Consider the following 21,479-nt stretch of genomic DNA (forward strand, 5'->3'; position numbering starts at 1 on the left):
CAAGCACCACGCGGCAGCACCTGAATTGCTGACACGATCCTTTGTGCTCATCGTTAGAGCCTGGAGCTTGCTATCCGGGGTACTTTCTTGCGCTTGACAGTTCCCGCCCCAAAAGAGAAGCCCGCCGAAGCGGGCTAGGTTGGAACGCTCTCAGGAGGGATGGGGCGTTCGGCAGCTCCCTCCGATGCCGAACGGCTCCCACGGATAGAACAATCCTGACAGGAGCCCCGGCAATCTCAAGTCAGGCAAAACCCGCTGGAGCGCCGGATCGTCTGGCACAAGGAGTTTGAGGCTTTGCGTGGAGTTTCAGGGGAAGCGCGAAGGGCTAGACCGGAAGATCCGGATCAAAAGGAGCCGCGCAGCTGACTGAAACCGCCCGCTAAGGCGTTCGTGTTCAGCGTCGCGGCCCCCTGCCATGCGTATCACAGCCATGCACATTTCTTGCCGGAGGCATCAATATTGATAGAAGTAAACCGAGAGGTCCTAGAAATAATCCAATTATAATCCAGTTGATTGTATTATATCCATTACTTGAAGCAATCACCAGCGTAACGCCAGTGGAAATTATCCAGAGCGCAAGGAAAACCATACTCACCTCCAAGCCCCCGTATAATCATCATTACTCTGAAACTTATGTCACACAAGTTTCCCCCACAGGACAAATATCAATATCGTGAACGACCCAGGCCATCGCCACGCATCATTGCCAATAACTTCGCGCTCCTTCTTTTGTTCCAAGAATTATCGACCCGCAGCCACAATGCGTGACCGCAGTCGACAATCCCGGAACTGCGAGACTATTTGCGGGGTGTTCCCGCCTCAGCTGTGGGCGAAAATGTCGTCCTCGTCCCAGCCCATCAGGTCGAGCTTCGCTCGCGACGGCAGGAAGCGGAAGCAGGCTTCCGCGACCTCGAGGCGATTTTCGCGCTTCAGCCTGCCCACCAGCACGTCGCGCAGGCGGTGCAGATAAAGCACGTCCGACGCGGCATATTCGAGCTGCTCGGGGCTCAAGGTCTCGGCGGCCCAGTCGGACGACTGCTGCACCTTCGAGATGCTGACGCCGAGAAGTTCGGAGCAGATGTCCTTCAGGCCATGACGATCCGTGTAGGTGCGCGTCAGCCGCGAGGCGATCTTGGTACAGAACACGGGCTCCGGCATGACGCCGAAGGCGTTGCAGAGCACCGCAAGGTCGAAGCGGCCGAAGTGGAACAGCTTGGTGATGTTTTTGTCGGCAAGCAGCGTGGCCAGGTTCGGCGCGGTCTTCTGCCCCTGCGCGATCTGGATGACGTCGGCCGTGCCGTCGCCGGGCGAGATCTGCACCACGCAGAGGCGGTCGCGATGCGGGTTGAGGCCGAGCGTCTCGGTGTCGATGGCAACCGCATCGACATTGTAGTGCGACAGATCCGGCAGGTCGTTCTTGTGGAAACGGATGGTCATATTGGCTCTTTCCAGATTCAGCGGGTCAGGGCGTCGAGGATGCGCGCCCAGGAGCGCTGGCCGCCACGGAACGAAGAGAGATCATACTTCTCGTTCGGCGAATGGATGCGGTCGTCGACCAGCGCAAAGCCCACCAGCAGCGATTCCATGCCTAGGAAGTTCTGGAAATCACCGACGATCGGGATAGAGCCGCCCATGGCGATCGTGACCGCCGGCTTGTCCCACTCGTCGGTCAGCGCCTGCTGCGCCCTGATGAGGAACGGCGAGTCGTAGGAGAGCTGGATGGCAGGCGAGCCGCCGTGCTCGTGGAACTCGACCGAGCAGTCGGCCGGAATGCGCGCGCGCACGAAGTCGCGGAAGGCGGCGCGGATCTTGTCCGGGTCCTGCTTGTGCACCAGCCGGAACGAGACCTTGGCGGAAGCCTTGGCCGCGATCACGGTCTTGAAGCCTTCGCCCGTGTAGCCGCCGGTGATGCCGTTGAATTCGGCCGTCGGCCGCGCCCAGGTCAGCTCCAGCACGGAGCGGCCCTTTTCGCCCGACGGGATCGAGAGACCGACTTCGCCGAGGAAGCTTTCGGTGGTCTCGCCCAGCGATTCCCACGACTTAAGCACCTGCGTGGGCGTCTCTTCGACGCCGTCATAGAAGCCGGGAATGGTCACCCGGCCGGTGTCGTCATGCATGTCGGCCAGCACCTTGGCCAGGATGCGGATCGGGTTGGCGGCAGCGCCGCCGAATTCGCCCGAATGCAGGTCGCGATTGGCGGCATGCACCACGATTTCCTCGCCGACGAGGCCACGCAGCCCCACGCAGATGGCCGGCGTGGTCCTGTCCCACATGCCGGTGTCGCAGACCATGGCGAAGTCGGCCTTCAGTTCTTCCGAATTCGCATCGAGGAAAGGCTTGAGCGATGGCGAGCCGGATTCCTCCTCGCCCTCGAACAGGATGCTCACCTTGCAGGGCAGCTTGCCGTGCACGGCCTTATAGGCGCGACAGGCTTCGACGAAGAGCATCAGCTGGCCCTTGTCGTCGGAAGAACCGCGGCCGGTGATGACCTTGCGGCCCGGGCTCAGTTCCTTGAGCTTGGGATCGAACGGATCGTCTTCCCAGAGATTGAGCGGATCGACCGGCTGCACGTCGTAGTGACCGTAGAACAGCACATGCGGTGCATCGGGCGACGGGCCTTCGTGATGGGCGACCACCATGGGGTGACCTGTCGTGTCGCGCACGCTTGCCTCGAAGCCGATCGACTTGAGATCCGCCACCAGCCACTCTGCCGCCTTGCGGCAGTCGGCGGCAAAAGCCGGGTCGGTGGAGATCGAGCGAATGCGGAGCAGCTCGTAGAGGCGCTCGAGGCTCTGGTTGAGATTGGCGTCGAGATGATCGAGAACGGGTGCGATGGCGAGCATGTTTCCTGGCCTTTCGATTCTTTGGCGCCAACCTAGAACTCTCGGGCACAAACGAAAAGCCCGACTGCACTAGGCCAGACGACAACGATTTCGACAGGGCAAAAAAATGCCGCCGTGGTGGAGGGGAACCACGGCGGCGCTTTAAAAAAGGGTGCGGCAGCCCGGAGAGGGGGGATTAGGCTGCCGCAACGTCCGGTCCAGGCGGGGGACGGGCCTTATTCCGGACTCGGCATAAGATTGCCGATGCGAGGTATTTGGAGCGGTGAACGTGGCAATTCAAGGGCACGCACATTACAACTTTGTAACATAGACGTGATCGGCAAAAACTGTCAGGGACCGGCAAGACGCAGGCCCTTTTCCGCGCTTTGCAATGGACAGTTTTCGCCCTCCACGGTAGGGCTTTGACCATGAAAAAAGGCGATCACCTCTTCCTCGTTGACGGCTCCGGCTACATCTTTCGGGCCTATCACGCGCTGCCCCCGCTGACGCGCAAATCCGACAGTCTTCCGGTCGGCGCGGTGTCCGGTTTCTGCAACATGCTGTGGAAGCTGATGAAGGACGCGCGCAACACCGATGTCGGCATCGTGCCGACGCATTTCGCGGTGATCTTCGACCATTCTTCGCGGAATTTCCGCCACGACCTCTATTCGGAATACAAGGCCAACCGTTCGGCGCCGCCGGAAGACCTGATCCCGCAGTTCGGGCTGATCCGCCAGGCGACCCGGGCCTTCGAAGTGCCCTGCATCGAGATGGAAGGTTTTGAGGCCGACGACCTGATCGCCACCTATGCGAGGATGGCGCGCGAGGCCGGCGGCGACACGACCATCATCTCGTCCGACAAGGACTTGATGCAGCTCGTCGGGCCATCGGTTGCGATGTACGACCCGATGAAGGATCGCCAGATCGGCATTCCGGAAGTGGTCGAGAAATGGGGCGTGCCGCCCGAGAAGATGATCGACCTGCAGGCGCTGACCGGCGACTCCGTCGACAACGTGCCCGGCGTGCCCGGCATCGGCCCCAAGACGGCAGCCCAGCTTCTGGAGCAGTTCGGCGACCTCGACACGCTGCTCGCCCGCGCCGGCGAGATCAAGCAGGACAAGCGCCGCCAGACGATCATCGACAATGCCGACAAGGCGCGCGTTTCGCGCGAGCTGGTGACGCTGAAAGCGGACGTGCCGGTGTCCGAAGGCCTCGACGACTTCCTGCTGCAGCCGCCGAACGGGCCAAAACTGATCTCCTTCCTGAAGGCGATGGAATTCTCGTCGCTCACCCGCCGCGTGGCCGAAACGACGGGCACCGAAGCAGCGGAGATCGAGCCGGCGACCGTCGTCGTGCAGCGGAAAGAAGAGGCGCACGGCCCGGACCTGGATATTGCTGCCCCTGCCCAGGCGTCCGCGCCGCAGACCGCCGCTGCCACGACGGCTGCAGAGACGCCACCCGCCACGGAAGCCGTTTCGGCCCGAGCCGGGGATGGGCTCTCGCCGGCCGCGCTTGCCGACACACGCGCGCATGCGGCCGTCGCCGAGAAGATCGACACCGACCGCTATGTCTGCATCCGCGACCTCAGGACGCTGGCCGACTGGGTGGCCGAGGCGACCGAGGCGGGCGTTGTCGCCTTCGACACGGAAACGACCTCGCTCGACCCGATGCTGGCCGAGCTTTGCGGCTTTTCGCTCGCCACGCGACCGGGCCGCGCCGCCTATGTGCCGCTGATCCACAAGAGCGGGCGCGGCGACCTGCTTGGCGGCGGCCTTGTCGAGAACCAGATCGCCGTCCGCGATGCGCTGGCGCTTCTCAAGCCGCTCCTGGAGGACCCTTCGGTCCTCAAGGTCGCGCAGAACATGAAGTACGACCTCGTCATCATGAACCGCTACGGCATCGACATCGTCTCCTACGACGACACGATGCTGATCTCCTATGTGCTCGACGCGGGCGCGAATGGCGGTCATGGCATGGATTCGCTTGCCGAGCGCTGGCTGGGTCACAAGACGATCGCCTACAAGGACGTTGCCGGCAACGGCAAGGCGGCGACCACTTTCGACTTCGTCGATATCGACAAGGCGACGCGCTACGCCGGCGAGGACGCCGACGTGACGCTCCGCCTCTGGCGCGTGCTGAAGCCGCGCCTGGCGGCAAAGGGCCTGGCGTCGGTCTATGAACGGCTGGAGCGGCCGCTGGTGCCGGTGCTGTCGCAGATGGAGCAGCGTGGCATTTCCGTCGACCGGCAGATCCTGAGCCGCCTTTCGGGCGAGCTTGCGCAGGGCGCCGCAGCCCTCGAGGACGAGATCTACCGGCTCGCAGGAGAGCGCTTCACCATCGGCTCGCCCAAGCAGCTGGGCGACATATTGTTCGGCAAGATGGGCCTGCCGGGCGGCTCCAAGACCAAAACCGGCCAGTGGTCGACCTCGGCGCAGGTGCTGGAAGACCTGGCAGCGTCGGGCCATGAATTACCGCGCAAAATCGTCGACTGGCGCCAGCTCACCAAGCTGAAATCGACCTATACGGACGCCCTGCCCGGCTACATCCACCCGGAGACCAAGCGGGTCCATACCAACTATGCAATGGCCGCCACCTCGACGGGTCGCCTGTCGTCGTCCGAGCCCAACCTGCAGAACATCCCAATCCGCACAACGGAAGGCCGCAGGATCCGCACCGCCTTCATCGCCGACAAGGGCCACAAGCTGGTGTCGGCCGACTACAGCCAGATCGAGCTGCGCGTGCTGGCCCATGTCGCCGACATTCCGCAGCTCAGGCAGGCCTTCGCCGACGGCATCGACATCCATGCCATGACGGCGTCGGAGATGTTCGGCGTGCCGGTCCAGGGCATGCCTTCCGAGGTGCGCCGACGCGCCAAGGCGATAAATTTCGGCATCATCTACGGCATCTCGGCCTTCGGCCTCGCCAACCAGCTTTCCATAGCCCGCGAAGAAGCCGGCGACTACATCAGGCGCTATTTCGAGCGCTTCCCCGGCATTCGCGACTATATGGATGGCACCAAGGCCTTCGCCCGCGAAAACGGCTATGTCGAAACCATCTTCGGGCGCCGCGCGCACTATCCGGAGATCCGCTCGTCCAACCCGCAGGTGCGCTCCTTCAACGAGCGCGCGGCCATCAACGCCCCGATCCAGGGTTCGGCCGCCGACATCATCCGCCGCGCCATGGTGCGGATGGAAAAGGCGCTGCCGGAAGCCGGGCTCAACGCCCGCATGCTCTTGCAAGTGCACGACGAACTGATCTTCGAAGTGCCCGACGCCGAAGTCGAGGCGACGCTGCCGGTCGTGCGCACGGTCATGGAGGGTGCGGCCATGCCCGCCGTGGCGCTGAAGGTGCCGCTGCAGGTCGAAGCCCGCGCCGCCGACAATTGGGACGAGGCGCATTGACGCCTCGCTCCTGCTGTCCCGCTTGAGCCAACCGTCCGTCAATGGCCCGGTGAATCGTCGTCCTCGTCCTCGCCTTCGAAACGCTGGTCATGGACGCGCCGCCAGTCGGCCACCTGGCGCATGAATTCGACGTCGTGCAGAAGGTCGGCAAGCCTGGCCTGCTGGCGCAGGGCAAGGCGCACCACGCCGCGCTCGAAGCGGCCGTCCGGCACGACGAAGCTTTCCGGCTTCTCGCTGTGCCTTAGGGCGGCAAGCACGGCGGTTTTCAGGCGCACGAATTCCGGCTGGCCATAGGCTGCGAGAAGATCCTGGAACTGGCGATGGAGGGCCGGATCGAAATCGGTGTCCTCACCCATCGGGCCGATCACCGGATTGCCAGGATGCAGCGAGGCAAGCGGCATCAGCCCCGCCGGGATCGGCGTGTTGGCCGAGTGCGTGCGCCCGGTCTTCAAAAGCTTGGGCAGGACATGGGTGTGCGGGCCGGCCGGCGAAACGCCACCCGTGTCGGGTCCGCCGATCTTCTGGAACACCTCGACGCGGCCGATATTGGTGAGCGCCACGCGGTGCGGATGGGCGGCCAATATCGCATGCATGGTGTCGTTGCCGGGCTCGAACAGCGAGCGGCCGAGATTGGCGCGCAGCACCGCAAGCAGCTTCGGGTCGCTGGTGCGGATGCAGAAATCGCATTGCGGCAGCGACAGGCCCATGTCGAACAGGATGCCGGTGCGGTCGATGCCGCGCACCGCGTCGTCGTCGGGGCCGAGTTCCGTCAGCACCGGCCGCGCGGCGCGGCGCGCCAGCGCGTCAGGCATGCACAGCGCCACCGCCTGGCTCCAGCGGTTCGGCCGCGGGCTCAAGGTCTCGTAGGCGACCGGAACGATCTGGTCGACCCGCTTGCGGTCGATATGAACCGCGCCGCGCCGGGTCGCGCGCGACAGCGTGTAGCCGTCGTCGATCACCGGCATTTCGTCGCGGTCCTGATGAAATTCGGCAATCGCGCCGAAGGTGCCCATGCTCCAGCCGGACTGCCAGAGGCGCAGATGGTCGCGAATGAGATCGTGCAAGGTGATCATGGTTTTCCTCGTATCGGCAGTTCGGGGACCGGCCTTCACCGCGCGGCCATGTCGAGCGGCACCACCAGCATGCCGCCTTCAGCTTCGGCGAGATGGGCTTCGACGCCATAGACCGAGCGCAGGCGCTCGCGCGTCAGCACCTCGCGCGGCGGGCCATCGGCGATGATAGAACCCCTGTCGAGCAGGACGAGCCGCGTGCACCAGCGCGCGGCGAGGCTGAGGTCGTGCAGCGAGGCGACCACGCCGCGCCCCTCCCCCGCAAGCTCGGCAAAGAGCCGCATCAAGGCGATCTGGTGGGACGGGTCGAGGCCGGCCGTCGGCTCGTCGGCCAGGAGCAGAGGCGCATCCTGCGCCAGCGCGCGTGCGATCAGCACCCGCGCCTTTTCGCCTCCAGAAAGCTCGGTTGCAGGTCGGCGACGGAATTCTTCAAGCTCCATGCGGCCCATCGCATTCTCGATGCGGGCGCGGTCGGCGCCATCGAGGCCGGCAAAGGCCGGGCGGTGCGGCGCGCGGCCGAGCGACACCACCATCTCCACTGAAACCGGCCAGCCGATCTCGCGCTCCTGCGGAAGATAGGCGATGCGGCGGGCCCGCTCGCGCGCCGTCATGGCGGCAGCATTTTGCCCGGCGATGGCGACTTCGCCGCGCGCTTCGACGAGGCCCAGCGCCGCGCGCAGCAGCGTCGACTTGCCCGCGCCATTGGGGCCGATGAGGCCCACGAACTCGCCCTCGCCGACGCTGAAGGAAACACCGTTCAGCACCGGCTTGCCCCCAGCGAGGCATGCAGCCCCTTTACCGAAAGCAGGGTCACAGCAGGTTCCTCCGCGTGCGGTAGACGAGCCAAAGGAAGAACGGCGCGCCGACGATCGCCGTCAGCACGCCGAGCTTGAGGTCCTTGCCCGGGGCGATGACACGCACGAGAATGTCGGCCGCCAGAAGCACGCAGGCACCGCCGAGCGCGCTTGCCGGCAGGAGCCGCGACGGGCGCGCGCCGACGAAAGGCCGCAACAGATGCGGCACGACGAGACCGACGAAACCGATGGCGCCGGCCACGGCGGTCGCCGCGCCGACCGAGGCGGCGGTGCCAAGCACGGCCAGAAGCTGCACGCGGCGCAGGTCGACGCCCATGCTGGCGGCGGCATCGCGGCCGAGCGTCAGCGTGTCGAGCGAGCGCCCCACGCTTGCCAGCATCGCCCAGCCGACGACCATGAAGGGCGCTGCGAGCCACACATGCGTCATGGAGCGGTCGGTCAGCGAACCCAGCATCCAGAACATGATTTCGAGCGCCGCGAAGGGATTGGGCGACAGGTTGAGCGCCAGCGAGGTCATGGCTGCCGCAAGGCTCGACAGAGCGACACCTGCCAGGATGATGGTGAGCGCGCCGCCGCGCATGCCGGCCATGGCCTGAACCACGATGACCGCGACCACCGCACCGGCAAGTGCCGCCAGGGGCAGACCGAGCGGAAAGACCAGCGAAAAGCCGGTATAGATGGCCAGCACCGCGCCCAGGGAAGCGGTGGCGCTGATGCCAAGCAGCGCCGGCTCGGCCAACGGGTTGCGCAGATAGCCCTGCAGCACAGCACCGGAAAGCCCGAGGGTCGCGCCTATCATCAGCCCCAAAATGGCGCGCGGCAGGCGGATTTCCTGCATGATCAACGCCAGCGGCCCGGCCTCCTTGCTATCGAAAAGGGCGGCGATGCTCTCGCCGAAACCGATCGCGGCGGGTCCAACCGTCAGCGACAGGACGAAGAGGATTATCGCTGCCGCGGCAAGCAGTCCCAGAAGCAGGCGGTAGCGTGCGGTTTCAATCATTGGGTTTTCCCCTCCTGCGTCCGCGCCGCATCCCGCATGATCCGCACGGCCTCGAGCGTGAACGGCGCGCCGCAGATGGTGTATTTGGAGGGCACATTGACTGCCTTGCGGCCCCCTGTCAGCGCCTTGAAGGCAGGGTGGACATAGCCCTGCTCGGCCAGCGCCGGCGCGGCATATTCACCCTCGCTGGTGACCACCAGATCGGGCTTCTCGAGCACCAGCAGTTCGAGCGGCAGCTGGCTCGTGCCCTGCATGCCCAGCTTGTCGGCAATGTTGACGAGGCCGGCCGCCTTCACCGTCTCGTCCACCAGCGTGCCGGCGCCGGAGGTGTAGTTGTTGGCGTAGTAGAGCGCGACGGTCTTGCCGGATGACGGCTGCGCGCGCAGCTCGGCAAGCTCGGCGTCCATCTGTGCGACCAGCTCGAAGGCTTTCTCCTGCCGGCCCAAAATCTCGCCCATGCGCATGATGTGCTCCCGAATGTCCGCGAAGGAGCTTGCCGGCGCAAACTCTTCCACGCGAAAGCCCAGCCGGCGCAACAGCGCCACCGTGGTACGGGTCGTGTAAGTGCCGGCAATCACCAGATCGGGCGACATGAGAAAAACTTCCTCGGCGAGGCCGTGGTTGACCGCATAGCGCCCCGCCTCGCCCGCCAGCACCGAGGCGGACGGGTCCGAGGCCAGATAGGACACCGAATAGAGCTGCCCCTCGCCCGCCAGCAGCATGGCAAGCTGGTCGGTGCAGACATTCATCGACACCACGCGATGCGGCGGCTCTGCCGCAATCGCAGGCACGGAGGCTGCCGGCGCAAAGACAAGTGCCGAGACAGCGGCGACCACGCGTGAAAGAACGCCCACCCTTTCCGCCTTGCTTTGCCTTGTTGCCGTTGCCTGTCGCATCGTTGTCTTTCTACGGAGGGGATGCCGCCAGAACCTAAAAAGTCCGGGTAAAGCTAAGACCAATTGTACGCCCCGGCGCCAGATAGTCGGTGACGGTGGAGTACTGTTCGTTGAAGGCGTTCTCGACGGAGAATTTCACCTGGGACTGTGCGTCGAGAGCATAAAGCGCGGTGAAGTCTACCGTCACATAATCTGGCAGCTCGATCGTATTGGCGGCATTGGCATAGCGGGCCGCGCCATAGAGCAGCTTGGCCGACAGGGCCAGTTGCTCGGTCGGGGTATAGCCCAGCTCGGCCGTTGCCTTGAAGCGGTCGCGATAGGGAATGTAGTTGCCGTTGTCCAGGTTGAGCGGCTGGCGGATATCGACGCTCACCTTGCCGCTCCATTCCTCGTTGAACTGTTGCCCCAGCACCGCTTCGAAGCCGGTGATGCGGGCACGCCCGACGTTGAACGGGACGTAGGTCGGCGGGTTGGAGGCGATCGCGTCGGTCAGCCAGGTCTGGTAGAAGGCGAGGTCCAGGCTGGTGCCCGAGGACGTCTGCCAGTTCAGGCCAACCTCGTAGGAACGCGACTTCTCCGGCTTGAGGTCGGGGTTGGAGTAGCCCGGATAGTAGAGGTCGTTGAAGGTTGGCGCACGGAAGCCGGTTGCATAGGACGAGCGCAGCACCAGATCGGGCCGCAGTTCGTAGCTGGCCCCGATATTGTAGGTGGTCGCGCCGCCGAACTGATCACTGTGATCGTAGCGGATGCCGCTGTCCACGCGCAGCGCCTCGTATTCCAGCGAATACTGGCTGAACACCGCCGCCAACGTGCGCGAGGCGACATCGTAATCGGTGGAATCGACATGTTCGCGATAGGCCTCGAAGCCTCCGGTCAGGATATGCGCCACGCTGCCGGTCTGAAAGCCTTTCTCGGTCGAGCCGAAAATGCCGTAACGCTGGGTGTCGAACCTGCCATTGCCAGGCACGCCTTTGCGGAAGCTCGTCGAGTAATCGAGACCCGAGTTCAACTCGACGGTCGAGGACAGTCGTCGGCATGCAGGATCTGCGCGCCGAGCTTGCCGGCAAAGGTGCTGGTGTCGACTTCGTTATCTTTGGGATAAATGTTGTCGTACTGGCTGCGGCCGCGCGCAAAGAGACCGTCCGTAAAAAGCCGGCCCCAGTCGAAGTCCTTGGAGACCGACAGGTTGGCCGAGCCTTGCAGGAAGCCGTCGTCACCCGGTTCGTGTCCCCAGGCCTGCGGCGTGGTGAAATCGTAGCCGCGGGTTCCGAGGATGCTGCCGCCAACCGAATAGTTGACGCCATTGGCACCGCCCTGGGTGCTGCCGGAAAGCGACCCGCCCCAGGGATAGGTGACGCCGGCAGTAACCGAGGCGCAATGGTCACGCCCTTCGCCGCAAGGGCCGCCCTGCTTGGTGATGATGTTGACGACGCCGCCCATGGCGTCCGCGCCGTACTGCGCCGAATGCGCGCCCTTGGCGATCTCGATGCGCTCGATGGCGCTCAGCGGAATGTTGAAGATCGAGGTAGTGCCGGACGTGGCCGAGCTTGCCCGCACGCCGTTGATGAGCACCAGTGTCTGCGTGGCCGACATGCCGCGCAGATAGACGTTGGAAGACGCCCCCTGCCCGCCATAGGACACGATGGAAACGCCGGTGTAGCGCTTCAGCAAGGACGGCAGATCCGGCGCGGCCGACTGCGCGATCTCCTGCTCGTCGACGACGGTGACCGAGGACGTCGAGCGCTCGAGCGTCGTTTCGCGCCGCAGCGGCGTGGTGACGATGATGCGGTCGAGCTTTATCGTCTCGTCGGATCCGCTCTCGACATCCTGCGCATTGGCATGCCCCGTAAATGCCAGCGCGAATGCGCCAACACAAATTGTCCATTTCTGCACGTCTGCCCCCAAAGGCTTCTGGCGGACGCAAAAGCGCCCGAAGGTTTGTCTCCAAACCGCAGGGGAAAGATCGATGGGCTGAGGAACGGACGCGTTCCACCCTCGGCCGTATCCGGCTGCGGCAACACTTTTTCAAATGTCACCGCCACGGACGACCGCGCCTGAACACACCCCGTATTCAAGCATGGGTGACCGGAACAGGCAGGTCTCCTGACTTCCGGGTCGTCGCTTGTCCTTCGCCTTCCCAATTGCGCGATGCGCTCTTAGTGGCTTGGTTGAAGGAAAGCTCGCCGGTTACAGTTGCGGGGGCAGTCTCGGCTTCGACCCGAAGGTCTCACCGTGTTCCCTTTTCATCCGCCGCGAAGCGGAACCAATTCCGAATCCACTGGTAACCACGCGGCGGCCCAACGTCAATCGCCCTGGTTGCAATCGAAACAGCCTGTGGAACGTTGACACGACCGCCACGCATGGCGGAAACCGTGCCCCTGCCCTGCATCTCGCGGAAGGACCCGATAAAAATGACCTCGCGCATCGAAACACCCGCCGTGCTCGTCGATCTCGATCTGGCGCGCCGCAATGTCGAGAAGTTCCAGGCCTATGCCGACCAGAACGGCCTTGCCGTGCGCCCGCACATCAAGACCCACAAGCTGCCGCAGATGGCCGAGATGCAGCTCGACGCCGGCGCCATCGGCATCACCTGCCAGAAAGTTTCGGAAGCCGAGGCGATGGTCGCGGCCAGCGACCGCATCACCGACGTTTTGATCACCTACAACATCATCGGCGAGGCCAAGATCGCGCGCCTGGCGGGGCTCAACGACAAGCTCAGGCTCAGCGTCGTCGCCGACAATGCCGTCGTCGTCGATGGGCTCTCGGCCTTCTTCGGCAAGCTGGAAAAGCTCCTGACGGTTTTGGTGGAGTGCAACACCGGCGCCAATCGCTGCGGCGTCTCGACGCCGGAGGAAGCAGCCGCGCTGGCGCAGCGGATCGCGGCGGCGCCCGGCCTCGTCTTCGGCGGGCTGATGACCTATCCGCCGGTAGGCGCGGCGGCGGCAGTGCAGGACTTCATGACCAAGGCGCGCGACCTCATCGAGGCGAGCGGCATCGCGGTGCCGGTCATCACGTCGGGCGGCACGCCCAGCATGATGGACGCGGCCGAGGCGCCCATCGTCACCGAATACCGGCCCGGCACCTACATCTACAACGACCGGTCGCTGGTGGAACGCGGCGCCTGCGGCTGGGAGGATTGCGCGCTGACGGTTCTGGCCACCGTGGTTTCGGTGCCCGCGCCCAACCGCGCCATCGTCGACGCCGGCACCAAGACGCTGACCTCCGACCTGTTCGGCCAGACCGGCTACGGCCACGTGCTGGGCCGCCCGGACATCGCCATCGACACGCTTTCGGAAGAGCACGGCCGCCTCGTCTCGCAAGGCGAGATCGGGCTGACGGTCGGCCAGCGCATCCGCATCGTGCCTAACCACGCCTGCGTCGTCGTCAATATGGTCGACGAGGTTCAGATCATCCGTGGGGAAGAGTTCGTCGAATCCTGGCCGGTGGTGGCGCGCGGCCGCATCACCTGAGGCGCGGAGAGCGGCGGCCTATGCCGCCAGCGCCGCGCATTTGGCGCAGGTGCCGCGAAATTCGATGACCGCCTTCTTGGCCGCAAAGCCGGTGGAGCCGACCCAGGCGTCGAGCTGCTTGCCGACCGCCTCGTCGGAAAATTCGGCGACTTGGCCGCATTTGTCGCAGATGGCGAAGGCGATCATGCGATGGCTGTGGTCGTGCGGTTCCGAGCAGGCGACAAAAGCGTTCATGCTCTCGAGGCGATGGACGAAGCCGGCATTCATCAGCCCGTCGAGCGCGCGGTAGACCTGCAAGGGCGCGCGAAAACCCTGATCGCGCAGCTGGTCGAGCAGCATATAGGCGCTGAGCGGCCCGCTGGACGCCTCGAGTTTCTCGAGCACGCGAAGCTGGTTTTTCGTCAGCGTATCCCTTGCCGCCATGATTTTGCTCTCGATCTCCTTGCCCGCCGCCGAAACTTGGCTCGAAACGGCAGGATTGTCACCTCCCGACTTCAAATAGCGATTGGCGGGCTAAATTGCCACCGTGGAGGGAATTTGGGCCGGAAACGGCCCCTCACGGGCGGCTGCACGCGCGCCGAATAAGGGGCGTCAGGGGGAGTGGGCCCTGCTACCTTACCCCGCCTTGGCCAATTCGGCTTCCACGGCCGCCGCGACGGCGAGCAGGCGATGATCGTGGCCGTTGCGGGCACACAGCATGAGCCCCGCCGGCAGCTCCATGCCGGGCATGGGCAGCGAAATGGCGGTGAGGTCGAACTGGTTGCCGACCTGCGGGTTGCGCAGCACGATGTCGTCCGTCCGGTCCTGCGCATCGAGGTCGTTTTCCACCGCAGCGATGAGCGGCGCGACGATCGGCGCAGTGGGCAGGGCGAGCACGTCGAGCGGCGCAAGGCGCTCGTCCATGGCGCGGGCAAGCGCGGTGCGGCGCTCGATCAGCTTGATATAGCCCCCGGCCGAGACGGTGGCCCGCCGCTTGAGCGTGCGCGTAACGCGCGGATCGACCCGCGCGCTCAGTGCGTCATCAGCCAGCCAGTCGGCATGTAGCGCGGCGGCCTCGATGCCGGCGATGGAGCCAGCGCTGGTGGCCTCGACCATCGCATTGACAAGGTCATCGATCGGATGATCGACGATATGCGCGCCGGCCGCTTCAAGCTGGCGCAGGCTGCGCTGGAAAGCGGCTTCGACTGCCGGCTCCATGCCTTCGAGCAGACGGCCATGCGGCAGGCCGACACGCAGGCCAGCGAGCGGCATCGCACGCAGCCCCGAAAATTCCTCGCCCGCCATGACGGCATCGGCCAGCGCGCAATCGGCCACGCTTTTGGCGAGCGGGCCGACGGAATCCAGCGTGAAGGAAAGTGGGAACACGCCTTCGCGCGGCACGCGGCGCGCCGTGGGCTTGAAGCCGACCACGCCGTTCAGCGCGGCGGGAACGCGGATCGAGCCGCCCGTATCCGATCCAATGCCGATCTCGCTGGTGCCCTCGCCGGCGGAAACGCCGGCGCCCGAGGACGAGCCGCCGGGGATGCGGGCCGGATCGGCCGCATTGCCGGGGATGCCGAAATTCGGGTTGGTGCCGACCGCAGTGAAGGCGAACTCGGTCATGGCCGTCTTGCCGACGATGACGGCGCCCGCCTGGCGCAGGCGGCGCACGATAACGGCGTCGCGCTCTGCCGGTGCGGCCGTGCGGCGGATCGCCGAGCCGGCCAGCGTGGTTTCGCCGGCAACGTCGAACAGGTCCTTGATCGAGACGATCCTGCCGTCCAGCGCGCCCAGCGAAACGCCGGCCTTGCGGCGGGCGTCGGCTGCGTCGGCCGCGGCGCGCGCGGCATCGGCGTAGACGGCGGTGAACACACGCTCCTCGCCTGCCCGGGCCGCCAGGCGCGCGAGAATGGCTTCCAGACGTTCGCGGCTTGACTGCATGGCTCTCCCCCAACTTGCTTCAAGGCGGCGCGATTGGGTAAAAGGATCGCTGCCTACCGTGAACGGACGCTATCCATCTATTCAATCACGATTTTTCGGGAGACCGGTTCCCACTTTTCGGTGAGCCGGTCAAGCACAGAGCGCGCAAGGGGAACAAGATGCAGAAAACGATCGAAACGATCCGCGGCAACGGCGACGGCGTGACCTATGAATTCCCGGTCTTGCGCATCGCCGGCTCCGCGCCCGATGCGCCGAAGGCCTATATCCAGGCGGCCCTGCACAGCGACGAACTGCCCGGCGTGGTGGCCATCGACGTGCTGATGCCGAAGCTGCGCAAGGCCGAGGCCGAGGGCCGCGTGCGCGGCGACCTCACCATCGTGCCGCGCGCCAACCCGGTGGGCCGCGCGCAGCAGTTCTTCGGCGCGGCGCAGGGACGCTATCACCTCGGCTCGCGCACCAATTTCAACCGCGACTTCCCGCGGCTCGACCGGCCCGATGCGAAGCTTTTGCCGGGTGACGACAAGCCCCTCAACGCCGACGACCGGCTGAAGGCGCGGCTGATCAAGCTGTCGCTCGGCCACGAGATCGTGCTCGACCTGCACTGCGACGACGAGGGCCTGCCTTACCTCTACATCCAGAGCGACCTGTGGCCGGCCATGGCCGACTGCGCGGCCTGCATGGGCGTGGACGCAGTGGTGCTGTGGAGCGACGAGTCGGGCGCATCCTTCGACGAAGCGTCGCTGCGCCCCTATCTGAAGCTGCCGGCCGAAGAGGCGAAGCTGGAGCGCCGCGTGGTGACCACCGTGGAATATCGCGGCATCCTCGACGTGGAGACGCGCTTTGCGGAAGCCGATGCCGAGGGCATCTACCGGCTTCTGGTCGCGCGCGGCGTCATCGAGGACAAGTCGGTCGAGACACCGAAGGCGTTCAAGGGCGAGATCGTGCCGATCGATTACATAGATATGATGCCTGCCCCGGCCGCCGGCGCGATCCTCTATGACGTCAAGCCCGGCGACCGCGTGAAGGCCGGCCAGCGGCTGGCGACGATCGTGTCGGCCCCCGGCGAGGAAGGCGGCCGCGTGGAAGTGCTCGCCCCGCAGGACGGCTTTATCCTCACCCGCCGCGCCACCCGCGCCACGCGCGCGGGCGACGACCTGGTCAAGCTGGCCGGTGTGGCGCGCAGCGCCGATGCCCGCTCCGGCGCACTGGAACAGTAAACGTCAAAGCCTGATTTCGGCCCGTTTCGCATAGGGAACGGGCCGTTCGCCCCTGTGCAACGTAACAAAACTGACATGTAACTGACACGGCGGTTTCATGTTGGTCCGTTAGCGGAGTCTTCCCAAGAGGCTGATACAGCCAAACAGGGAAGCCGCTATGCTCGAAATCCGCAATGTCTCGCGCCGCTTTGGCAAGAAGACCGCCGTCGACAGCGTCGCGCTCGAAATCGAACAGGGTCAGATGGTCGGTATCATCGGTCGCTCCGGCGCCGGTAAGTCTACCCTTCTGCGCATGATCAATCGCCTCATCGATCCTACCGATGGGGCGATTTTTTTTGACGGCAAGGAAGTGTCGGCCCATCGCGGCGGCACGCTGCGCCGCTGGCAGCGCGACTGCGCCATGGTGTTCCAGCAGTTCAACCTGGTCCCGCGCCTCGACGTGCTGACCAACGTCCTGCTGGGCCGCCTGAACCACCGCTCCACCGCGCTCAACCTGATGGGCATCTTCTCCCGCGAGGAGCGCGCGATGGCGCTTGGAGCCCTTGAGCGGCTGGACATCGCCCAGACCGCGCTGCAGCGCGCCGGCACCCTTTCGGGCGGCCAGCAGCAGCGCGTGGCGATCGCCCGCGCACTCATGCAGCAGCCCAAGCTGATCCTCGCCGACGAGCCCATCGCCTCGCTCGACCCGATGAACGCCAAGGTGGTGATGGACTCGCTGCGCGACATCAACCTGCGCGAAGGCATCACCGTCATCACCAACCTGCACACGCTCGACACTGCCCGCGCCTATTGCAACCGCATTATCGGCATGGCCGGCGGCAAGGTGGTGTTCGACGGCCCGCCGGAGGAGCTGACGCGCGAGGCCGTGCGCCTGGTCTACGGCGCCGACGCCAATGGCGAGGAAATCTCCGAGGCCATCACCTCCACCAGCATCCGCGCCGAGCGGCTGCCCAGAATAGAATCCGCCGGAAGCCTCGTGCCCGCCTTTGCCGGGCACTGAACGACCGTGATCGTCTCGCCCGCGTGAAGGGCAACTGCCAACCGCAACGACACTTCGACCCAACAGGAGTACACCATGTCGCTCAAGAAAGCCCTTCTGGGCGCGCTTGCCCTCGCCCTCTCGTGCGGCACCGCCGCCCGCGCCGAATCCCTGGAAACCTTCCGCGTCGGCATCCTCGGCGGCGAGAACGAGGCCGACAGCCTGCGCAACTACCAGTGCCTCGCCGACAAGCTGCCCGCCGCCATCGGCGTCAAGGAAGTGAAGCTGTTCCCGGCCACCGACTATGACGGCGTCATCCAGGGCCTGCTGGGCGGCACGCTCGACTACGCCGAGCTCGGCGCCTCGGGCTATGCCAAGATCTACCTGGCCAACGCCGATGCGGTCGAGCCGATCCTGACCACGGTGCAGACCGACGGCTCCAAGGGCTATTACTCGATCATGGTCGCCCGCAAGGACTCGGGCATCAAGACGCTGGCCGACATGAAGGGCAAGAAGCTCGGCTTCGCCGATCCGGATTCGACCTCGGGCTACCTGATCCCGGTCACCTCGCTGCCGAAGGACCTCAACAACGTCGCCGTGAAGGACTTCTTCGGCGAGACCGGCTTCGGCGGCGGCCATGAGAACCTCGTTCTCGCCGTCAAGGACGGCAAGTTCGACGCCGGCACCACCTTCGGCTCGGGCGTCGGCAACTTCGACGAGGGCTACACCTCGGGCAACCTGCACAAGATGGTCGCCAAGGGCATGATCGACATGAAGGACTTCGTCGAGCTCTGGAAGTCGCCGCTGATCCCGAACGGCCCGATCGTCATCCGCACCGCACTGGACACCGACCTCAAGGCCAAGTTCAAGCAGTTCATGGTCGACCTGCCGAAGACCGACCCGGCCTGCTTCTCGGCCATCCAGGGTGGCGACTTCACCAGCTACACCGAAGTGACGCCGGCCTTCTACCAGCCGATCATCGACGCCCGTAAGGCGCAGATCGGCGGCTAAGAGCCCTCGCATGACGATGGCCGGGTGCGAACAGCGCCCGGCCATTTCTATAATCGACTTTCCAAAGTGGAGACGGCATGAGCCAGACTGCCCACACCCTGTCCGCCGAGGGCCTCGCCATCGAGCGGCACTGGCATGAACTGGCGGCTCGGCGCCGTCTCTACACCGCCCTCATCGTCGGCGCGCTGGCGATCGCACTTGGCAGTTCGCTCTGGTTCGCCAACGAATCCAACGCCGGCAAATTCCTCGACCGGCTGCCCCATTTCTTCGATTTCGCCGGCGACATGCTGCCCCGCGACGGCTGGGAGATGTGGCGCGCGCTGTTCGACCTGCCCTCGCCCTATTTCGACGGCAGCCTAAAATACGATTACCCCGAGGGCCGCGTCTATCTGTTCGGCTCGGGCTTCTACGTCCCCGAATATTTCTACAAGATGCTGGAGACGCTGAACATCGCAGCGCTCTCCACGCTGATCGGCTTCATCTTCGGCTTCCTGCTCTGCTTCCTCGCCGCCAAGAACCTCGTGGCCAGCCGCCTGCTGCGCTTCGTGGTGCGGCGCTACATGGAAATCCTGCGCGCCTTCCCCGAAATCGTCATCGCCGGCTTCTTCGCGGCGGTGCTTTCGCTGGGCGCCATCCCGGCGATCTTCGCGGTCGGCATCCACACAATCGGCGCGCTGGGAAAACTGTTCTACGAAGTGGTCGAGAACGCCGACATGAAGGCCGAGGAAGGCCTGCGCGCCGTGGGCGCCAACTGGTTCGAGCGCGTGGGCTTCGCCATCGTGCCGCAGGTGATGCCCAATTTCATGTCCTATGCGCTGCTGCGCTTCGAGATCAATGTGCGCGCCTCCACCATCATCGGCGCGGTGGGCGGCGGCGGCATCGGCGAGGAGCTGCGCCTGTCGATCGGCCGCGGCCACGAGGCCAAGACGCTCGCCATCATCCTTCTGTTGTTCACCACCATCGTGGCAGTCGACCAGCTTTCCGCCTGGCTGCGCGCCAAGCTGGTGGGCGCGCAATCCTTCGACTTCGGACGCTGACCATGACGCTTCTTTCCGCCGCCCAATTGTCCGAGATCGAAAGCCGTTATCCGGACGTGTTCCACCAGCCGCTGCTGAAGCGCTCGCTGCCGCTGCTCATCGTGCTCGGCACGCTGCTCTACGTCGCCTATTGCTGGTGGTTCTTCGCGATCGGCACGGTGATCGCCGGCGGCCAGTGGGACCGCGCCGAGATCTATGCACGGCAGTGGTATTCCTATGACCTGCGGCCGACGATCCGCTTCTCGGGCGACGACGCAAAAGTCACCTGGCCGCGCTTTTCGCCGCTCGGCGACAACCCGAACCCAGACTGGCTGGTTCAGGACGGCCGCAAGGTGACCGTGGACTTCGGTTCGGCCGGCCGCATCGTGGCCGATGCCAAGCTGGTCGAGATAGAGCATCGCGGCGAGAAGCTGACGGTGGTTGTCGAACCCACGGGCGCCAAGCCGCAGGGCGAGTTGCCCGCCTGGGCAACGCTGCGCGAGGACGAGGTGAAGGCCGATTTCGGCTTCGCCGGCGAGGTGCGCATCATGCCCGAGCGCGTGTCGTTGAGCCGCCGCTTCCTCGGCTGGCCGAACTTCCTGTTCGACCCGCGTTCGCCCTTCTGGGGCAAGCCGCTGACCGAAGTGGCGGGCCTGATCGTGTCGGGCGATCGCATCAAGCCCGAAATGTCGAATGCGGCGCTCGCCTTCGACAACATCTGGAACAACTCGCAATGGCAGCATGGCGACGTCTGGACCAAGCTCTTGCAGACCATCGTGATGGCCTTCGTGGGCACGCTGTTCGCCTCCTTCGTGGCGCTGCCGCTGGCCTTCATCGCCGCGCGCAACATCACGCCGAGCTTCCTCGCCAACCAGGCGACAAAGCGCTTCTTCGACTTCCTGCGCTCGGTGGACATGCTGATCTGGGCGCTGTTCTTCACCCGCGCCTTCGGCCCCGGACCGCTGGCCGGCATCTCGGCGATCTTCTTCACCGACACCGGCACGCTCGGAAAGGTCTATTCCGAGACGCTGGAAAACATCGACGACAAGCAGCGCGAAGGCGTGCGCTCGGTGGGCGCCTCGCCGGTGGTGGTGCAGCGCTACGGCGTGGCGCCGCAGGTGCTGCCGGTGTTCCTCAGCCAGGCGCTCTATTTCTGGGAATCCAACACCCGCTCGGCCACCATCATCGGTGCCGTCGGCGCGGGCGGCATCGGCCTGAAGCTGTGGGAAGCCATGCGCACCAATTCGAACTGGTCCAACGTGGCCTACATGGTGCTCTTGATCCTGATCGTCGTGTTCATCTTCGACAACATCTCCAACGCGCTCCGGCGCCGGCTGATGGAAGGCAGCGCGGGGCGGTAGTTTTCCACGGCGCTGCACCGGGTTTTGTCCGGGTTGCTACGTGTGCGCATGATCTCCCCTCTCCGTCTCGCTGCGCTCGACACCTCTCCCCGCAAGCGGGGCGAGGAACCGGCACCCGCCAAGGTCGCGACATCATAGAACGTGGTTCCTCTCAGAACGTGGGTTCCTCGCCCCCATGAAATGGGGGAGAGGTGGTTTGCGAAGCAAACCGGAGAGGGGGCGAAGCTCGCCTTTGAAGAGAGAACTCGGCTCAGGCTGCTGCAGCGGTCCAGTCAAGCAAACGTGCTGGCGCGGGGGATGAATTCGGCTTCAATTCGCCGACCGGCTGCCGACAAGCCATTGAAATTGTTGCCCCAAAGAGAAAATCTCAGCTTCTTTTCTCCCCCACCTTTTCACCTCCCGCATAATCACGCGCATCGGCCTCACCGGGAACACGGGTCATGAACCGGATGAGCGTGGAGGGCGACGATGTCCGGGCTGGTGGTGCTACGGTCGCACTGC

Annotated in this window: 13 protein-coding genes, 3 pseudogenes and 1 riboswitch; of the genes and pseudogenes, 7 read left to right on the forward strand and 9 right to left on the reverse strand. The window is 64.9% G+C overall.

Features of this window, described 5'->3' with window-relative positions; genetic code table 11:
- Positions 1–819: 819 nt before the first annotated feature.
- Together C7I85_RS22165 and C7I85_RS22170 are read right to left on the reverse strand one after the other, a co-directional pair.
- Positions 820–1,437 (reverse strand): ribonuclease D, encoded by a 618-nt coding sequence (locus tag C7I85_RS22165; protein WP_106726207.1) that lies wholly within the window; start codon positions 1,435–1,437, stop codon positions 820–822.
- A 17-nt stretch (positions 1,438–1,454) separates the two neighbouring features.
- A complete protein-coding gene (locus tag C7I85_RS22170) occupies positions 1,455–2,843 on the reverse strand; it encodes a M20/M25/M40 family metallo-hydrolase (protein WP_106726208.1) in 1,389 nt (462 codons plus the stop codon).
- A 407-nt stretch (positions 2,844–3,250) separates the two neighbouring features.
- On the opposite strand from C7I85_RS22170, the gene polA reads away from it, so the two are divergent.
- Positions 3,251–6,223 carry a DNA polymerase I gene (gene polA / locus C7I85_RS22175; protein ID WP_106726209.1) on the forward strand — a complete coding sequence of 991 codons (2,973 nt, stop codon included), beginning with the start codon at positions 3,251–3,253 and terminating at the stop codon, positions 6,221–6,223.
- Between the two features lie 38 nt (positions 6,224–6,261).
- Here the strand turns inward: polA and C7I85_RS22180 are convergent, their stop codons facing one another.
- The 5 genes and pseudogenes from C7I85_RS22180 to C7I85_RS31710 form a co-directional block, all read right to left on the reverse strand.
- Positions 6,262–7,296, reverse strand: coding sequence for a DUF6925 family protein (locus C7I85_RS22180; RefSeq protein WP_106726210.1), 1,035 nt, complete (start codon positions 7,294–7,296; stop codon positions 6,262–6,264).
- A gap of 35 nt (positions 7,297–7,331) precedes the next feature.
- Positions 7,332–8,107 (reverse strand): annotated as a pseudogene (locus C7I85_RS22185) (ABC transporter ATP-binding protein).
- Positions 8,104–9,108, reverse strand: coding sequence for a FecCD family ABC transporter permease (locus C7I85_RS22190; RefSeq protein WP_106726212.1), 1,005 nt, complete (start codon positions 9,106–9,108; stop codon positions 8,104–8,106). The pseudogene C7I85_RS22185 and the gene C7I85_RS22190 overlap by 4 nt, the downstream one beginning before the upstream one ends.
- Positions 9,105–10,004, reverse strand: coding sequence for an ABC transporter substrate-binding protein (locus C7I85_RS22195; RefSeq protein WP_106726213.1), 900 nt, complete (start codon positions 10,002–10,004; stop codon positions 9,105–9,107). The genes C7I85_RS22190 and C7I85_RS22195 overlap by 4 nt, the downstream gene beginning before the upstream one ends.
- Positions 10,005–10,038: 34 nt before the next feature.
- Positions 10,039–11,909, reverse strand: a pseudogene (locus tag C7I85_RS31710) (TonB-dependent receptor domain-containing protein).
- A gap of 171 nt (positions 11,910–12,080) precedes the next feature.
- Positions 12,081–12,287, reverse strand: a riboswitch (cobalamin riboswitch).
- Between the two features lie 128 nt (positions 12,288–12,415).
- On the opposite strand from C7I85_RS31710, the gene C7I85_RS22205 reads away from it, so the two are divergent.
- Positions 12,416–13,474 carry a D-TA family PLP-dependent enzyme gene (locus tag C7I85_RS22205; protein ID WP_106726311.1) on the forward strand — a complete coding sequence of 353 codons (1,059 nt, stop codon included), beginning with the start codon at positions 12,416–12,418 and terminating at the stop codon, positions 13,472–13,474.
- Between the two features lie 18 nt (positions 13,475–13,492).
- Here the strand turns inward: C7I85_RS22205 and C7I85_RS22210 are convergent, their stop codons facing one another.
- Complete coding sequence (locus tag C7I85_RS22210; RefSeq protein ID WP_106726312.1) at positions 13,493–13,897, reverse strand: Fur family transcriptional regulator; 405 nt, start codon at positions 13,895–13,897, stop codon at positions 13,493–13,495.
- A gap of 192 nt (positions 13,898–14,089) precedes the next feature.
- Positions 14,090–15,409, reverse strand: a pseudogene (locus C7I85_RS22215) (amidase); the annotation flags it as partial.
- Between the two features lie 143 nt (positions 15,410–15,552).
- Between C7I85_RS22215 and C7I85_RS22220 the strand changes: the two are divergent.
- The 5 genes from C7I85_RS22220 to phnE (C7I85_RS22240) all read left to right on the forward strand — a co-directional run bounded on the left by C7I85_RS22220 (position 15,553) and on the right by phnE (C7I85_RS22240) (position 20,978).
- Complete coding sequence (locus tag C7I85_RS22220; RefSeq protein WP_106726215.1) at positions 15,553–16,611, forward strand: succinylglutamate desuccinylase/aspartoacylase domain-containing protein; 1,059 nt, start codon at positions 15,553–15,555, stop codon at positions 16,609–16,611.
- Between the two features lie 157 nt (positions 16,612–16,768).
- Positions 16,769–17,611: a phosphonate ABC transporter ATP-binding protein gene (gene phnC, locus C7I85_RS22225; RefSeq protein ID WP_106726216.1), complete on the forward strand. Its 843-nt coding sequence runs from the start codon at positions 16,769–16,771 to the stop codon at positions 17,609–17,611.
- 75 nt (positions 17,612–17,686) lie between these two features.
- The gene (phnD, locus tag C7I85_RS22230; RefSeq protein WP_106726217.1) at positions 17,687–18,601 is read left to right on the forward strand and encodes a phosphonate ABC transporter substrate-binding protein; all 915 of its coding nucleotides are present in this window, start codon (positions 17,687–17,689) and stop codon (positions 18,599–18,601) included.
- A gap of 77 nt (positions 18,602–18,678) precedes the next feature.
- Complete coding sequence (gene phnE, locus C7I85_RS22235) at positions 18,679–19,638, forward strand: phosphonate ABC transporter, permease protein PhnE (protein WP_106726218.1); 960 nt, start codon at positions 18,679–18,681, stop codon at positions 19,636–19,638.
- Between the two features lie 2 nt (positions 19,639–19,640).
- A complete protein-coding gene (gene phnE / locus C7I85_RS22240) occupies positions 19,641–20,978 on the forward strand; it encodes a phosphonate ABC transporter, permease protein PhnE (protein ID WP_106726219.1) in 1,338 nt (445 codons plus the stop codon).
- Positions 20,979–21,479: the final 501 nt, after the last annotated feature.

Source organism: Pseudaminobacter soli (ex Li et al. 2025) (assembly GCF_003012705.1).
GTDB lineage: Bacteria > Pseudomonadota > Alphaproteobacteria > Rhizobiales > Rhizobiaceae > Pseudaminobacter > Pseudaminobacter soli.

Excerpts from the sequence above, each read along its gene's own strand:
- C7I85_RS22220 (WP_106726215.1), top strand. The coding sequence starts at position 15,553 with ATGCAGAAAACGATCGAAACGATCCGCGGCAACGGCGACGGCGTGACC.
- C7I85_RS22180 (WP_106726210.1), bottom strand. The coding sequence starts at position 7,296 with ATGATCACCTTGCACGATCTCATTCGCGACCATCTGCGCCTCTGGCAG.
- C7I85_RS22165 (WP_106726207.1), bottom strand. The coding sequence starts at position 1,437 with ATGACCATCCGTTTCCACAAGAACGACCTGCCGGATCTGTCGCACTAC.
- C7I85_RS22170 (WP_106726208.1), bottom strand. The coding sequence starts at position 2,843 with ATGCTCGCCATCGCACCCGTTCTCGATCATCTCGACGCCAATCTCAAC.
- C7I85_RS22190 (WP_106726212.1), bottom strand. The coding sequence starts at position 9,108 with ATGATTGAAACCGCACGCTACCGCCTGCTTCTGGGACTGCTTGCCGCG.
- C7I85_RS22195 (WP_106726213.1), bottom strand. The coding sequence starts at position 10,004 with ATGCGACAGGCAACGGCAACAAGGCAAAGCAAGGCGGAAAGGGTGGGC.
- phnC (WP_106726216.1), top strand. The coding sequence starts at position 16,769 with ATGCTCGAAATCCGCAATGTCTCGCGCCGCTTTGGCAAGAAGACCGCC.
- C7I85_RS22205 (WP_106726311.1), top strand. The coding sequence starts at position 12,416 with ATGACCTCGCGCATCGAAACACCCGCCGTGCTCGTCGATCTCGATCTG.
- phnE (WP_106726219.1), top strand. The coding sequence starts at position 19,641 with ATGACGCTTCTTTCCGCCGCCCAATTGTCCGAGATCGAAAGCCGTTAT.
- phnD (WP_106726217.1), top strand. The coding sequence starts at position 17,687 with ATGTCGCTCAAGAAAGCCCTTCTGGGCGCGCTTGCCCTCGCCCTCTCG.
- C7I85_RS22210 (WP_106726312.1), bottom strand. The coding sequence starts at position 13,897 with ATGGCGGCAAGGGATACGCTGACGAAAAACCAGCTTCGCGTGCTCGAG.
- phnE (WP_106726218.1), top strand. The coding sequence starts at position 18,679 with ATGAGCCAGACTGCCCACACCCTGTCCGCCGAGGGCCTCGCCATCGAG.
- polA (WP_106726209.1), top strand. The coding sequence starts at position 3,251 with ATGAAAAAAGGCGATCACCTCTTCCTCGTTGACGGCTCCGGCTACATC.